Annotated in this window: 11 protein-coding genes; 9 read left to right on the top strand and 2 right to left on the bottom strand. The window is 67.7% G+C overall.

The genetic code is table 11. The features are described 5' to 3' along the window. Positions 1–75: 75 nt before the first annotated feature. Together FK256_RS05480 and lepA are read right to left on the bottom strand one after the other, a co-directional pair. A complete protein-coding gene (locus FK256_RS05480; RefSeq protein WP_101560266.1) occupies positions 76–900 on the bottom strand; it encodes an MOSC domain-containing protein in 825 nt (274 codons plus the stop codon). An 82-nt stretch (positions 901–982) separates the two neighbouring features. After that, a complete protein-coding gene (gene lepA / locus FK256_RS05475) occupies positions 983–2,866 on the bottom strand; it encodes a translation elongation factor 4 (RefSeq protein ID WP_280525780.1) in 1,884 nt (627 codons plus the stop codon). Between the two features lie 143 nt (positions 2,867–3,009). Here lepA and FK256_RS05470 point away from each other — a divergent pair, with 143 nt between their 5' ends. The 9 genes from FK256_RS05470 (at position 3,010) to FK256_RS05430 (ending at position 14,853) form a co-directional block, all read left to right on the top strand. Further along, a complete protein-coding gene (locus FK256_RS05470) occupies positions 3,010–3,279 on the top strand; it encodes an SNARE-associated domain-containing protein (RefSeq protein WP_244936170.1) in 270 nt (89 codons plus the stop codon). A gap of 162 nt (positions 3,280–3,441) precedes the next feature. Further along, the gene (locus FK256_RS05465) at positions 3,442–5,136 is read left to right on the top strand and encodes a S8 family peptidase (RefSeq protein WP_021607368.1); all 1,695 of its coding nucleotides are present in this window, start codon (positions 3,442–3,444) and stop codon (positions 5,134–5,136) included. A 291-nt stretch (positions 5,137–5,427) separates the two neighbouring features. Beyond that, positions 5,428–7,164 (top strand): anthranilate synthase component 1, encoded by a 1,737-nt coding sequence (locus tag FK256_RS05460; RefSeq protein WP_039894754.1) that lies wholly within the window; start codon positions 5,428–5,430, stop codon positions 7,162–7,164. Positions 7,165–7,227: 63 nt separating this feature from the next. After that, positions 7,228–7,920, top strand: a complete 693-nt coding sequence (locus tag FK256_RS05455) for an anthranilate synthase component II (protein ID WP_051295745.1) — start codon at positions 7,228–7,230, stop codon at positions 7,918–7,920. 110 nt (positions 7,921–8,030) lie between these two features. After that, a complete protein-coding gene (trpD, locus tag FK256_RS05450) occupies positions 8,031–9,143 on the top strand; it encodes an anthranilate phosphoribosyltransferase (RefSeq protein WP_141423987.1) in 1,113 nt (370 codons plus the stop codon). Positions 9,144–9,152: 9 nt separating this feature from the next. Then, positions 9,153–11,438 (top strand): tryptophan synthase subunit beta, encoded by a 2,286-nt coding sequence (gene trpB / locus FK256_RS05445; RefSeq protein WP_141423986.1) that lies wholly within the window; start codon positions 9,153–9,155, stop codon positions 11,436–11,438. A 1-nt stretch (position 11,439) separates the two neighbouring features. Beyond that, positions 11,440–12,315 carry a tryptophan synthase subunit alpha gene (trpA, locus tag FK256_RS05440; protein ID WP_021607373.1) on the top strand — a complete coding sequence of 292 codons (876 nt, stop codon included), beginning with the start codon at positions 11,440–11,442 and terminating at the stop codon, positions 12,313–12,315. Positions 12,316–12,431: 116 nt separating this feature from the next. After that, positions 12,432–13,094, top strand: a complete 663-nt coding sequence (locus tag FK256_RS05435; RefSeq protein ID WP_141423985.1) for a hypothetical protein — start codon at positions 12,432–12,434, stop codon at positions 13,092–13,094. A gap of 232 nt (positions 13,095–13,326) precedes the next feature. After that, complete coding sequence (locus FK256_RS05430) at positions 13,327–14,853, top strand: hypothetical protein (protein ID WP_170197914.1); 1,527 nt, start codon at positions 13,327–13,329, stop codon at positions 14,851–14,853. Positions 14,854–15,090 lie beyond the last annotated feature (237 nt).

The following is a 15,090-nucleotide window of genomic DNA, read 5'->3' as shown; positions in this document are numbered from 1 at the left end:
GCCTTCAGTCCTTTCCTTCTCTTGACTCTTCTATGCCGTCTATCCGGTGCTGCTATCCGGCACTGCACGGTGCTTTCAGCCGACCTGCTCGTGGGCGGCGGCGCGCACGTACTTCTTGGTGAAGGGCGCGATGACGCAGTTGCCGAAGATCTCGGAGTTGAGCAACCCCTGGGCGTCGCGCGGGTCGTGGTGGGCGAACCAGCGCCGGCAGGTGACCCGATGGCCCGGGGAGGAGATCACGCGCACCTCGTCACCGGCCTGGATCACTCCCCCGGCGAGCACCGCGAGGTAGACGCCCACTCGGTTGCGCTCGGAGAAGACCTCCACCCAGTCGGCCCGGCCCACGCCCCGGGCGAAGGTGGCGCACGGGTTGCGCACGCCGGTCACCCGCACCCGCAGGCCTCCGGCGGCCGGGTCGCCGATGGACAGGATCGCCCCGATCTCGACGTCGTCGATATCACCCTCGATGAGCAGGTTCTCCCCCAGTCGGCCCGGCTCGATACCACCGAGTTCCTCCGACCAGTGACGCTGCTCGGCGGCGCTCATGGCGTAGAGGGCCTTGTCGGTCCCGCCGTGGTGGGCGCTGTCCCCGTGCTCGTCGGTGACAATCCCGGTGCGACCGACCTCGACCGGGCCGTCGACGGCGCCCTTGTGGATCGCCGAGACTCCCGCCGGGCCGGCATCGGGCCGCATCCGCCGGACAGTGCACACGGCGCTGACGGTTCCCACCAGGTCGCCGTCGTGGAACGGGGAGGGCTCGTCGTCGTGGCGGCCGTCGGCGCCCGCGTGCGGCTGACCCAGGACCCGGGCCAGCTCGCGGGTGAGCACCAGGCCGGAGCCGTCGTCGCTCAATGCAGCCTCGACCGTGCTCGCCGTGTTCTTCCCTGTCATCTCAGCCATGTCGGTACCCGTCCTTTCTTGGTCCGTCGGTGCCTTGCTCGTTCGGAGTCGTCGTGTCCCCGTACTCGTCTGCTACGTACCGTTACTTGCCCGGTTTGGCGCCGGTGGGCGTGTCCGCGCCGAGGGCAGCGATGAAGGCCTCCTGGGGCACTTCGACGCGGCCTATGGCCTTCATGCGCTTCTTGCCCTCCTTCTGCTTCTCCAGCAGCTTGCGCTTGCGGGTGATGTCACCGCCGTAGCACTTGGCCAGCATGTCCTTGCGCAGGGCCCGGATGGTCTCGCGGGCGATGACCCGGGTGCCGATGGCCGCCTGCACGGGCACCTCGAACTGCTGGCGCGGGATGAGGTCCTTAAGCCGCTTGGTCATCATGACGCCGTAGGAGTAGGCCGAGTCGCGGTGGACGATGGCGCTGAAGGCATCCACCTTGTCCCCGTTGAGCAGGATGTCGACCTTGACCAGGTTGGCGTCCTGGGAGCCGTCCGTCTCATAGTCCAGGGAGGCGTAGCCGCGGGTGCGCGACTTCAGGGCATCGAAGAAGTCGAAGACGATCTCCGCCAGCGGCAGCACGTAGTGCATCTCCACGCGGGACTCGGACAGGTAGTCCATGCCCTGCATGGTGCCGCGGCGCGACTGGCACAGCTCCATGACCGTGCCCACGAACTCACTGGGGGTCAGGATCGTGGCCCGCACGACCGGCTCGGAGACTGCGGCGACCTTGCCCTCGGGGAACTCGCTGGGGTTAGTGACCGTGTGCACGGTGCGGTCCTCCATGGTCACCTCGTAAACCACCGACGGCGCCGTGGAGATGATGTCCAGGTTGAACTCGCGCTCCAGTCGCTCACGGATGATCTCCAGGTGCAGCAGCCCCAGGTAGCCGCAGCGAAAGCCAAAGCCCAGGGCCACCGAGGTCTCCGGCTCATAGGTCAGGGCCGCGTCGTTGAGCTTGAGCTTGTCCAGGGCGTCGCGCAGAGCGGGGAAGTCCGAGCCGTCCACCGGGAACAGGCCGGAGAAGACCATGGGCTTGGGATCCTGGTAACCCGACAGGGGTTCGGCGGCCGGGGCAGCCGCAGAGGTGACCGTGTCACCGACCTTGGATTGGCGCACATCTTTGACGCCGGTGATGAGGTATCCGACCTCCCCGGCCCCCAGACCCGCCGACGGCGTGGGCTCGGGGCTGATGACGCCGATCTCCAGCAGGTCATGGACAGCCTCGGTGGAGAGCATCTCAATGCGCTCGCGGGGCTTGAGGGCGCCGTCGACGACGCGCACGTAGGTGACCACGCCGCGGTAGGTGTCGTAGACGGAGTCGAAGATCATGGCGCGGGCCGGGGCGTCGGGGGCGCCGTGCGGGGGCGGGACGGTCTCGACGATTCGGTCGAGGAGCTCGGGTACGCCCTGGCCGGTTTTGCCGGAGACCTTGAGGACGTCGTCGACGTCGCAGCCGATGAGGGAGGCGATCTCCTCGGCGTGCTTCTCTGGCTCGGCGGCGGGCAGGTCGATCTTGTTCAGGACCGGGATGATGGTGAGGTCTCCCTCGATGGCCATGTAGAGGTTGGCCAGTGTCTGGGCCTGGATGCCCTGGGCGGCGTCGACCAGGAGGACCGCGCCCTCGCAGGCGGCCAGAGAGCGGTTGACCTCGTAGGAGAAGTCGACGTGCCCGGGGGTATCGATCATGTTGAGGGCGTAGGCGCGCGTGACGCCGTCGTCGCCCTCGAGGGCCCAGGGCATGCGCACGGCCTGGGACTTGATGGTGATGCCGCGCTCGCGCTCGATGTCCATGCGGTCCAGGTACTGGGCGCGCATGTCGCGGGGCTGGACGACGCCGGTGGCCTGAAGCATGCGGTCGGCCAGGGTGGACTTGCCATGGTCGATGTGCGCGATGATGCAGAAGTTGCGCAGCCGCGCCTGCTCGGTGGCGGCGGGCTGGACGCTGGTCATCTGCTCTGGTGTGGGGATCGGTGACACGGAGATCGGTTCCTGGCTCTTCCTCATATCTGGCATGGGTCTGGCTCAAGTGTCCCACGACGGCGGCCCACCGCCCCAGCCCGGCGGGCCGCCCCGCGGTGTGAGGTGCGGCTGCACGCCGATTCTTCCAGGCGCCAACGTAGGTGATTCCACATCCGGACACCGGACTGCTTAGGCTAGCCTTCCTCATCTCCGCGGGCGTGGCCCGCATGCCGCTGCGCCGCTACGTAGCAGCCACGGCCGTCGGGGCAATCGCCTGGGCGGCCGTCTACATGACCGTCGGCATGACGATCCTGGCGGCCTGGCTCACCGCCCCGATCGGCCGCATCGTCTCCGTCCTGACGGGCACGGCCCTGGTGCTCATCGTTATGATTCGGCGCAGTCGATCCGTACGTGACGACCGGAGCCACTAGCGCAACCGAAGCGGGCGGACCTGTCCAACAGCCCCTGTTGGGGAGGCCTACCCACAGTCACGGATGGGACTCTGCCGCCTTTTCGTGCCAGACTCGTCGCACTGCGGGCTTCTGAGCAGCCCCGTCCCCCCGGGGTCGTCCCCACCGAAAGCGTCTCCTGATATGACTACAACCCTCAGCAGAAAACGTGTCCTGATCATCGCCATTGTCTCCACCGTCGCAGTGGTCTCCATCATCGCCGCAGGTCTGGTTTATGCCGGAGTCTTCGGCAACCGCAGCTCCTCCGCAAAGGCGTCCAGCAGCACTGCCGCAAATGAGCCCAGCGACCGCTTCATCGTCTCCTACGCCGAAAACTCGGCGGCGGCCAAGGTCATCGCCTCGGCGAAGGCCTACGGCGAGAACGTCCTCGAATCCCTGCCCTCCGAGGACAGGCAGACGCTGGACAACGCCGCCGGGAAGTTCTCAGTCAAGGTGGAGAACGTTACCGCGCACTCCCTGAGCACGGCCGGTGTCAAACTGAGCGACAAGCTCACTGTGAACCAGGTTAAGGAGTTCATTTCCACACTTGAGGCCGCCAACGGCATTGAGTCCGTCGAGCCCGATATGCACATGACCGCCGTGGACAACGCCTCCTCCGAGGACAGCAACGTCCCCGACGATCAATACTTCTCCAAGCAGTGGGACATGACCTCGGGCTCCTACGGCGTCAACGCCACCAACGCCTGGTCGCAGTCCACGGGCAAGGGCGTCACGGTAGCCGTCATCGACACTGGCATCCTGAGCAACCATCCGGACTTTGAGGGCCAGCTCCTGCCCGGCTATGACTTCATCTCCGATCCCGCAAGGGCTCGCGACAATGATGGCTACGACGCGGACCCGTCCGACGAGGGCGACTGGGTCGAGCAGGGCGACTGTTCTTCGGAGGGCGGGGCCAGCAAGGATCAGACGTCGAGCTGGCACGGTTCCCACGTGGCCGGCACTATCGCCGCGCGCACGAACAACAAGAACGGAGTGGCGGGCGTCGCCCCGGATGCCAAAATCGTGCCCGTGCGCGTCCTGGGCCGCTGCGGTTCCACAAGCGCCGACACCATCGACGCCGTCACCTGGGCCTCGGGGGGCAAGGTCAACGGCGTACCGGACAACGAGAACCCCGCCCGGATCATCAATATGAGCATAGGCGGCACCGGCAGCTGCCCGCGCTTCTTCCAGAAGACCATCGATGCCGCTGTCGCACGCGGCTCAATCATCGTCGCCGCCGCCGGGAACGATGATCAGGACGTGCGCAACGTCGCCCCTGCGGGCTGTAAGAACGTCATCACCGTCGGCGCCTCTACGAAGACCGGTGCCCGATCCTCCTTCTCCAACTATGGGACCGGTGTCGATATCTCCGCCCCCGGCGGTGAAATCGACGCCGCCGAGAACGGTATTTTGTCCCTGGCCGACAAATCCACGAAAGCTCCCCAGGATCCCGACTATGCCATCATGATGGGCACCAGCCAGGCAACCCCGCACGTGTCCGGCACGGTTGCGCTGATGCTGGCTCTTAACCCCGATCTGAAGGCCGAAGAGGTCGTCACCATACTGCAGAATACAGCTACGCCAATGGCAGAATGCGATCGCAAGGCCTGCGGCGCCGGCATTGTCAACGCGGCCGCCGCCGTGGACAACGTGTCCGGTAAGAGCCCTGGGCCCAGTACAACCGCCAGCGCGAGCCCTTCTGCCTCGGATAAGGAGTCCTCCTCCCCCAGCGCGAGTCCCTCGACCTCGAGCAGAAGATCCTCCACCCCCAGCACGAGTCCCTCGACCTCGAGCAGAAAATCCTCCACCCCCAGCGTGCCTCCCCGCCACTTCCAGTAAGAGGTTCTCGGCTTCCATCGGCCCACCGCCGGCATGGTGAGACACCGAGCGACTCATCCCGCGCTGCCAGTCCGGACACGCATCTCATCTTCTGCCGTCGATTTGGCTGCTTGACAACCTCGTTCTACTCTCTGTGGTTATGACAGCGTTCCGCGACCGCCAGTGGTGGTGGCTCCCTTTGCGGCGAGCCACCACCCTGACGCGCTAGGACGTGCCGGCTCGCTCACCGCGGGCCCGCCCGATGCATGAGTGAGAGGCCCGCCTGACCCACGATCTCAGGAAAGAGGCCCCATGCCACCCACCGTGTCAGATGCAGCACCTCCAGCCGCGCCCTCTGCTGCCTCACCGATCGTCCTCACGCGCCAAGTGCGCTACCACGCCGACGGCGGTGCCCTCCTGGAGCACCTGACCCGCACAGGCCTGCTGCGCATCACTGGCTACCCGGTCGGAGGTGCAGAAAGCGACACCGGCAACAGCACGGTACGCCCCGTGGACTGCATCCTGCTCGAGAGCGCCGACATCACGACCAAGGTCTCGCGCACCACGGTCGCCGTCCTAGAGGCCTCGGCCAGGATGACTTGCTGGGGCGGAACCGTCACCGCTGAGGCGCTGGACGCCGTCGACGGTCAGGGCCCCGGGCCCGACGGCCTCGCCGCCCTGGCCCGCCTGGAACAGCACCTGGGCGAGCACATCACGGACCGCTCCCCCAATCGGCTCACGCTCAGCCTGCCCACCATCTCCGACGACGACCCAGCGATCGAGGAACGCGAGCGCCTGACGGCCCTGTCCACCATCGAGCCGCTGCGGGTCCTGGCCGGAACCGAGATCGATCACCCTCATCTGCCGTTGGAGGCGGGGACCTTCGCTTTCGACTACCTGTCCACCTTCGAGTCCCTGCCCGAGGTGGACCAGGGTGCCAATACCTGCCCGGACTACCTTTTCTACGATGCCCGCATCATCCTCGTCGTCGACCACCCCACGCAGGAGGCGACCCTGGTGGGAGCCTCCGTCGACGCCGTGGACCTGGAGTCGCGCATGAATGCGCTGGCCGCAGCCATCGACGACGCGACCGATGAGCCGGTCGACGGTGCCGACGGCAGCGAGGCGCCGTCCGCGTCGACAGCCGCCGCCGGCTGCCCGGTCCTGCACGCGGAGCCCACCATCTCCGACGCCGACTTCGAGGCGGTTGTGGAGACGATGCGCGGCTACATCGCTGACGGCGACATCTATCAGGTGGTGCCCTCGCGCGGCTTCACCATCGCCTGCCCGGACACGCTGGCCGCCTACCACGTGCTGCGCCAGGCCAACCCGAGCCCCTACATGTTCTATCTGGCGGCCCCGGACTTCGAGTTGTTCGGGGCCTCCCCGGAGTCGGCGCTGCTGCACTCGGCGCGCAGCGGCCGGGTCGCCATCCGCCCGATCGCCGGGACCCGTCCGCGCGGGCTGCACCCCGACGGCTCGGTGGACCACGAGCGCGACACCCGTCTGGAGCTGGAGCTGCGCACCGACGCCAAGGAGGTTGCCGAGCACGTCATGCTCGTGGACCTTGCCCGCAACGACGTCGCCCGGGTCAGCCGCCCGGGCACCCGCAGCGTCCAGGACCTTTTGCGCGTGGACCGCTACAGCCGGGTGATGCACTTGGTCTCGGAGGTCTCCGGCGAGCTGGCCGATGACCTGGATGCTCTGGACGCCTTCCGCGCCTCCATGACGATGGGCACCCTCACCGGGGCGCCCAAGCTGCGGGCCGCCGAGCTCATCCGCCGGGCCGAGGGCGTGCGGCGTGGTTCCTACGGCGGCTCGGTGGGCTATATCCGCGGAGACGGCGAGCTGGACACCTGCATCGTCATCCGTTCCGGCTTCGTGGCCGACGGGACCGCCCTGGTTCAGGCCGGGGCCGGCGTGGTGGCCGCGTCATCCCCGGCCGCCGAGGCCGCCGAGACCGTTCACAAGGCCCGTGCCGTCCTTGAGGCGGTGGCCGCCGCACAGGGCGCCGCCCTCGTCATCGACCGAACCGGCAAGGAGGTTTGAGCCATGACCAATACCAGCACTCGGCGCAGCGGGCAGAACACAGCGAATAGCATGGCCAAGAGCATGGTGAATAGCGCAGTGAACAACACGGAGAAGGACGCCGTGGCAGTCTCGGCCCCGACCCGGGTGGTCCTGCTCGACAACCGCGACTCCTTCGTCTACAACCTCGTCGACCAGTTCGCCACGCTCGGCTCCCACATCGAGGTTTATCGCAACAATGTACCGGTCTCCCGGGTGCTCGCCGCTCTGGAGCCCACCGAGGCCGAGCACGAGTCCGCTCGCCGCCCGGTTCTGTGCCTGTCCCCCGGTCCGGGCTACCCGGCGACATCGGGATGCCTCATGGAGCTCATCGCCGCCGCGCTGGAGCAGGCGATCCCGACGCTGGGCATCTGCCTGGGCTTCCAGGCCCTCGTCGAGGCCTGCGGCGGACGGGTCGCCCCGGTTGGCCCGGTCCACGGTCGCTCCGACCGCGTCGAGGTTACCGAGGCCGGCCGCGCGGACCCGGCCTTCACGGTGCTCGACGGCGGACCGCTGGATGTGGCCCGCTATCACTCGCTGGGCACGCGCACGCCGCCCGAGGCGCTTGTCAGCCTGGCCTGTACTGCGCCGGTCGAAGGAGTCAATGGCATCGTCATGGCGGCCCGGCACCGATCGGCACCGGCGGTCGGGCTGCAGTTCCATCCCGAGTCGATCCTCACCCCTCAGGGGCCGGCCCTGCTCAAGTCCATCACCGCCGACCTGGCCCGAACCTCCTGAGCCACGCCGCCTCACGTCATCCCGCAGATCCCCGCAACCGCGGTACCACTCGGGCAGAATCGTCCCCGAGTGCCCCAAGCCTCAACCATCCGTGAAGGAGCTACAGACCGATGAGTGAGACCAACAATGCGGCCCCCGCTGCCGCGGACGGCACGCATGTTGCCACGGCGCAGGAAGCGCACGAGCTACTGCGCGAAGTCGTTCAGGGCCGGCGCCTCACCCGTGAGCAGGCCTCCACGGTCTTCGCCGCCCTGGGCGCCGGGGATCTGTCTGAGGCGGAGACGGCGGCGCTGCTAGCGGCGCTGCACGCCCGCGGCGAGGAGCCCCAGGAGGTCGCCGGGGCCGCCAACGCCTTCCGCCAGGCGGCCCGGGCCTTCCCCTCGGTGACCTTCCCACTGGTGGACGTCGTCGGTACCGGGGGCGACGGCGTGGGCACGATCAACATCTCCACGGGGGCGGGGCTGGTGGCTGCCTCGATGGGGATCGCGGTTGCCAAGCACGGCAACCGGGCCGTCTCCTCCAAGACGGGGGCGGCAGACGTCATCGCCGAGCTGGGACTGCCCCTGGATGTGGACCCGGCCACGGCGGTCGAACTGCTGGCCCGCGACCACTTCACCTTCCTGTTCGCCCAGGCCTACCATCCGGCCATGCGGCACGTGGCCCCGGTGCGCAGAGCGCTGGCGACCCCCACGATCTTCAACGTCCTGGGGCCGCTGGTGAACCCGGCCCACCTGACCTTCCAACTCATGGGCGTGTGGGACCCGAGCATGCTGGACATGATCGCCGAGGCGATGGTCCAGTTGGGACGCAAGCGGGCGCTGGTCGTGCACGGCTCGGGCCTAGACGAGATCGCCGTCCACGGGCCGACGCTCGTGCGCGAGGCGACTCCCCGCGGGGTCAAGTCCTACGAGGTCGCGCCCCAGGAACTGGGGGTGAGCACCTACGAGCTGGCCGATCTGCTGGGCGGGGAGCCTGCCGACAACGCCCGCCTGCTGCGCGAGGCCATCTCGGGTGAGGGCAGGCCGGCCCATCGCGACGCCATCGCTGTCAATGCCGGCGCCCTGCTGTATCTCGCAGGCCCGGCCGACAACCTCGCAGACGGCACCGCCATGGCACTGGAGCAGATCCGTTCTGGCCGCGTGGCCCGCCACCTGGAGTCCATGACCAAAGCCAGTGAATTGGCCAGTGAGCCCGCCGACGATTCAGCCGCCGAGCGGGCCTGAGGAGAGACCGTGACCACCCCCGATACCGCCCCCATTCCCTCCATGGATCCCGGCTCCCCGACTTCGGACCCCGGCGAGCGCGCGCACCGTGAGCCGGTCGAGGCGCGGCTCATCGCCACGGGCACCGTCCTGGACTCGATCGTCCAGGCGCGCCGTGAGCGCATCGAGGAGCTGCGCACCCGCTTCGGGCACCTGCGCGCCGAGGAGCTGCCGCACTCGCAGCGCTCCTTCGCCGCAGCCCTGCGCACTCGCAGCGGCGGGGCAGCGGGCCCGCAGCCGGCCCTCATCATGGAGTGCAAGGCGGCCTCACCCTCGCGCGGGACCATCCGCTCCAACTACGACCCGGCCGCGCTCGCCGCACAGTACGCGCCCCATGCGGCCGCGGTCTCGGTGCTCACCGAGCCCGACCGCTTCAACGGCTCCTTCGACGACCTGGCGGCCGTGCGCGAGGTGGTGGACGTCCCCGTCCTGTGCAAGGACTTCATCGTCGATGAGGTCCAGGTGCTGGCGGCCCGCAGCCTGGGGGCGGACGCGATCCTGCTCATGCTCTCGGTGGTGCCCGACGACGTCTACCGAGAACTGGCCGAGCTGGCGCGCTGCCTGGGCATGGAGGTGCTCACGGAGGTCTCGAGCCCTGAGGAGATGCACCGGGCGGCGGCGCTGGGCGCCGAGGTCATCGGCATCAACAACCGCGACCTGCGCACTCTGGACACGAACCTGGCCCGCACTGAGGAGCTGGCCCCACTGGCCCCGGCCGGGGTGGTCCTCATCGGCGAGTCGGGGGTCAGCACGCCCGACGACGTACGGCGCCTCTCCGGCCTGGTGGATGCCCTCCTGGTGGGCTCGTCCCTGTCCGGAGCCCCGGACCCGGCCGAGGCCGCCCGAGACCTGGCCACCGCGGTGCCGCTGCCACAGCGGGACGGACAGTCCCAGAGCCAGGGCGCAACGTCGCCGTCGGACCAGGAACCGGGCGAGGGCGAGAGGGAAAGGCACCACCCGCGCCTGCCCGCCTTCTTCGGACCCTACGGCGGGCAGTTCGTACCCGAGCTGCTCATCCCGGCCTTGGACCAGCTCGAGGACGCCTTCATCGACGCCCAGGCCGACCCCGCTTTCGCCGCCGAGCTGGACACGCTCATGACCCGCTACCTGGGACGTCCCACAACAGTCACCGAGCTGCGCAACCTTCCGCTGGAGGGCAACGCCCGCATCCTGCTCAAGCGCGAGGACCTGGTCCACGGCGGCGCTCACAAGGGCAACCAGGTCCTGGGCCAGGCCCTGCTGGCCAAGCGGATGGGCAAGCGGCGCATCATCGCCGAGACCGGTGCGGGCCAGCACGGAACGGCCACCGCCATGGTCTGTGCCCTGCTGGGACTGGATTGCACCATCTACATGGGGGCCACCGACGTCGTACGCCAGGCTTCCAACGTCGAGCGCATGGAACTCATGGGCGCCACGGTAGTGCCGGTGGACAGCGGCGCCGGCACGCTCAAGGACGCCGTCAACGAGGCGCTGCGCGACTGGACCGCCTCCTTCGCCGACACCCACTACCTGCTGGGCACGGCCGCCGGCCCTCATCCCTTCCCCACGATCGTGCGCGAGTACCACCGGGTCATCTCCCGTGAGGCCCGCGCCCAGGTGCTGGGGCTGACAGGGCGTCTGCCGGACTCGGTCATCGCCTGCGTGGGTGGGGGTTCCAACGCGATCGGCATGTTCGCGGACTTCATCGACGACCCCGGCGTCGAGCTCATCGGCGTCGAGCCCGCCGGTGAGGGACTGAACACGCCCCGCCACGGCGCCCCCATCAACAAGGGGCTGGTGGGTATCCTCCACGGGGCGCGCAGCTACCTCATGCGCACCTCCGAGGGACAGGTCGAGGAGTCCTTCTCCGTCTCGGCGGGCCTGGACTACCCGGGCGTGGGGCCCGAGCACGCCTGGTTATCGGACACCGGCAGGGCCCGCTACGTCGGTATCGGCGATGACGATGCGATCGAGGCCTTCCAGCTGCTCTCGCGCCATGAGGGGATCATCCCGGCCGTGGAGTCGGCTCACGCCCTGGCACAGGCTCTGGCCATGGCCCGGGAGGTGCCCGACGGCGAGGAGCCCCCGATCCTACTGGTGTGCCTGTCGGGCCGCGGGGACAAGGACCTCGATCAGGTGCGGGCGCGGTTGGGCGGCTCGTTCTCCTCCGACGGTGCCGTCGCCCGGGCTGCGCGCATGGTGGAGCAGATGGGCAAACGCATTGAGTACGCAGGTCTGAACGCAGGCATGAGCACCGGCCCAAATGAGGAGTTCTGACATGAGCCGCTACCCCGCGATGTTCGCCGCTCTCAAGGAGCGCGGTGAGGGCGCCTTCGTCCCCTTCGTCATGGTCGGCGACCCCGACCCGGCCACCAGCGAGGCCGTCATCGAGGCCCTCATCGCCGGCGGGGCCGATGCCCTGGAGCTGGGTGTGCCCTTCACCGACCCAGTCGCCGACGGACCCACGATCCAGAAGGCGCACGTCAGGGCGCTGGCCGCTGGGGCCGGCTTCAGCGACTGCTTGGAGGTGGTCGCGCGGGTACGCCGGCGCCACCCGCAGCTGCCCATCGGCATGCTCATCTACGGCAACGTGCCCTTCGCGATGGGCCTGGAGCGCTTCTACGCCGAGTGTGCCCAGGCCGGCATCGACTCGGTGCTGCTGCCCGACGTCCCGATCCGCGAGTCGGCACTCTTCAGCCGTGCCGCCGAGGAGGCCGGCATCGACGCCGTCTACATCGCACCGCCGTCGGCTGCCACCGAGACCCTGGACGCGGTGGCAGCGGCCTCACGCGGCTACGTCTACGCCGTCTCCCGGGTGGGCGTGACCGGTACCGAGAGGGCCTCGTCCACCGTGGGGCTGGCCGAGTCGGTGGAGCGCCTTCGCGCCGACTCCGCCGCACCCGTCATGCTGGGCTTCGGCATCTCCACGCCCGCGCAGGTTGCCGAGGCGATCGCCGCGGGCGCCGACGGGGCGATCAGCGGGTCCGCCACGGTCAAGATCGTCGAGCGCTTTGCCCCCGAGATCGTGGCGGCCACCTCCGGCGACGACGGCGGGCGCGGCAACGAGGAGCGCCGCCACTATGCGCTCGGGGCACTGCGCAGCGAGCTCGTCGCCTTTACCGCTGCCATGAAAGATGCCACGCGTCGGCACTGAACCGGCCGGCTGTCACCTCAGAACAGGGGCCAGAACCTCTTTACGAGTGACGCGCACCACGGTATATTGACCGGATAGTCGTTTCTGTCCCGACTACCCCGTGAAAGAGGTTGCTCATGCATCTGCCACAACGACAACCAGCCTCATCCCGACGGCGCCTCACCGGTGCCATCGCAGCCCTCCCCCTGCTCCTCGCCGGCTTCCTCTCTTCACCGGCACAGGCCGCCCCCGATAGCATCATCGCCTCCGGAATCTACAATTCGAGCGGCGAGGGATGCCAGGGCTCGGGCACCAGCACCGACTGCCTCAGCTGGGGCCTGCGCATCCCCTCTACCATCGCGCCGAAGAAGGAGCTGACCGTCACCGTTGAGGTCGACTCCGTCCCCGGTCAGTGGGCATGGAACTGCCTCGCGAACGACCGGGTCGCCGGAACGGCATCGTTTTACGATGTCCCCATCGGAGGTGAGAGCAAGAAGCTGAGCAATTCCGATCTCAGACGCTTCGCGCGCCTCCACTACGGATCGTACGGAGACAGCGCTGGGCAGGTCGACGCCATCACGTGCACCCCGGAGCACCTGAGCATCACCTACAAGATCGATGACCTGGTGCGCGTGGAGGGCTCCTACCTCGACCTGAGCTTCGGAACGACCACAACGACCCCGGGATCCGGCCAACACACCTACTCCTTCTCACCGACAGTCACCACCTCCGCGGACAACACCCCCCAGAAAATCACGGCAACCGTGCAGAAACCTGCCGCGAACGCAGCGCCTCATTAAAAGCACGGAGAACAGAACGACAAAGGTCGGATGTGCGACGAGTCTTCGCACATCCGACCTTTGTCTTAATTTGCGGTCCATTCTCATCCAGCTCCAGACACGATCACCGAGGAGGGTCGGAAGACACTGGGTGTCAGTAGAATTGATCCAACCTTTTGATAATGCCCTTCTTAACGGTATATTGACAAGGCAATTGGTTCCCATCCCGATCACCTCGGAGAAAGGCGTGCTCATGCACACCCCACCTTCTCATCCCGCTCGGCCATGGCGACGCCTCCTGGGCGTCGCCATGGCTCTCCCCCTGCTCGCCGCCGGTACCGCTCCAGCGAGCGCCGCTACCTCTGCCGCCGCACCTGATACCGGCATCACCGTTGAGGGGCGTTACAACACGGCCGGTGCCGGCTGCCACGGCTCCGATGACGCCGCCGGCTGCCTGAGCTGGGGAGTTCGCGTCCCCTCCGACATAGCCCCGAACAGCTCCACCAACATCACCATCGAAGCGGACTCCGTGCCGGGCCAGTGGACCTGGACCTGCCCCACGCCGGACGGTGACAAGGTGGCCGGGACGAGCGCCTTCTACATCAAGAAGGGCGAGGGCGAGCCTCCAGCCAAACTGGCCGAATCCGACCTGAACTTCTTCGCCGGCCTCTACTACAACCACCACGGGGACAGCGCAGGATCGGTCAAGGCGATCACCTGCACTCCTGAGCACCTGAGTCTGACCTACGAGGTCAACTTCAACGCCGTCTGGGACAAGAGCTCCTACCTCGACTTGGACCTCGGGGCCACGGCAGCGGCCCCTGGCGCGGATGCGCGTAGCTACAGCTTCAGCCCCACAATCACGACCTCCACGGCCAGCCAGGTTCTCAGGCCCACGGCTACGGCACAGAAGCCGGCAGCCAGCGCCACCCACGCCACGGTCACCACCGAGGCGGTCAAGGTCGACGGCGCCGCCAAGGACGCCGGGCGCTTCACCATGAAGGCAAAGAACGACTCGACCACCCCTCTGTCCGACTTCACCATCTCCGCCTCGCGAGGCAGGGGACAAGCCCAGGTCACCGCCCTGACCTGCGACCTGACCGCCTTCGGCGGCGAGGTCGTCTCTGCCAAGGGACCGGCCGAGAGCCTCAAGGTCTCCAGCGGCAAGGCGAAGGTTCCCCAGGGCAAGGAGATCTCCTGCCAGGTGGACCTGACCGGCGTCGTCGGACGCAACACGATCACGGCCGGACTCACCACCGGCGACCAGACCTTCTCCAGCGACTACACCGACGACCGCCCCGTCGGCGAAGTCACGGTCCAGCCCACTGACCTCGGCATCGAGGCCGCCCCCACCGGCACCTACGAGGTCGAGGTCGGCTACACCGTCACCTTCACCAACACCACCGACGCCGACGGGTACAGCTCCAATATCATTCTGCGACCTCACCTCCCCGCCGGCTTCACCCTCAAGAGCGTGTGGGGCACTGGTGTCCCGTGGTGGATCACCATGGACGACTACATCATCGAGCCGGATGGCTCCGTGTCGTTGTCGACGGCCGAGCCCCTGTATGCTGGTTCGTCCACCACGATGACCTTCTTGAACACCTACACGGTCAACGCCGACGCGATCACCGAGGAGGGCTGGAAGGCCCTGGGCACCTGCGACGCCAAGGACCCCTCTAAGGGACTGACTACCCAGATCGACGTCGCCGACAGCGACGCCGGCATCGAGGCCGGGACCTACTCGGTCTGCACTACCGTGACGCGTACGGAGAACTGACCACGGACACCGGTCAGTCGACCTGAATAGACGAAGGTCGGGTAGGCGAAAGTCGTCGCTTACCCGACCTTCGTAGCTTTTTCTTACGAGATGAGAAACCGAGCCTCAGTAGAACTGATCCAACTTTTCAATAATGTCCACCTTGTCGGTACATTAATGATGCAATTAGTTCCCATCCCGATCACCTCGGAGAAAGGCGTGCTCATGCACACCCCACCTTCTCATCCCGCTCGGCCA

It is taken from the genome of Actinomyces johnsonii, assembly GCF_006546835.1.
In the GTDB taxonomy this organism is placed as follows: Bacteria; Actinomycetota; Actinomycetes; order Actinomycetales; family Actinomycetaceae; genus Actinomyces; species Actinomyces johnsonii.
The sequence above is the reverse complement of the archived record's forward strand: the minus strand, read 5'-3'. Positions and strand labels throughout refer to the sequence as shown.

What these genes read in the sequence shown, in the direction of transcription:
- FK256_RS05480 (WP_101560266.1), bottom strand. Translation starts at nt 900, where the DNA reads ATGGCTGAGATGACAGGGAAGAACACGGCGAGCACGGTCGAGGCTGCA.
- FK256_RS05455 (WP_051295745.1), top strand. Translation starts at nt 7,228, where the DNA reads ATGGTGAATAGCGCAGTGAACAACACGGAGAAGGACGCCGTGGCAGTC.
- trpA (WP_021607373.1), top strand. Translation starts at nt 11,440, where the DNA reads ATGAGCCGCTACCCCGCGATGTTCGCCGCTCTCAAGGAGCGCGGTGAG.
- FK256_RS05430 (WP_170197914.1), top strand. Translation starts at nt 13,327, where the DNA reads ATGCACACCCCACCTTCTCATCCCGCTCGGCCATGGCGACGCCTCCTG.
- FK256_RS05460 (WP_039894754.1), top strand. Translation starts at nt 5,428, where the DNA reads ATGCCACCCACCGTGTCAGATGCAGCACCTCCAGCCGCGCCCTCTGCT.
- FK256_RS05435 (WP_141423985.1), top strand. Translation starts at nt 12,432, where the DNA reads ATGCATCTGCCACAACGACAACCAGCCTCATCCCGACGGCGCCTCACC.
- FK256_RS05465 (WP_021607368.1), top strand. Translation starts at nt 3,442, where the DNA reads ATGACTACAACCCTCAGCAGAAAACGTGTCCTGATCATCGCCATTGTC.
- trpD (WP_141423987.1), top strand. Translation starts at nt 8,031, where the DNA reads ATGAGTGAGACCAACAATGCGGCCCCCGCTGCCGCGGACGGCACGCAT.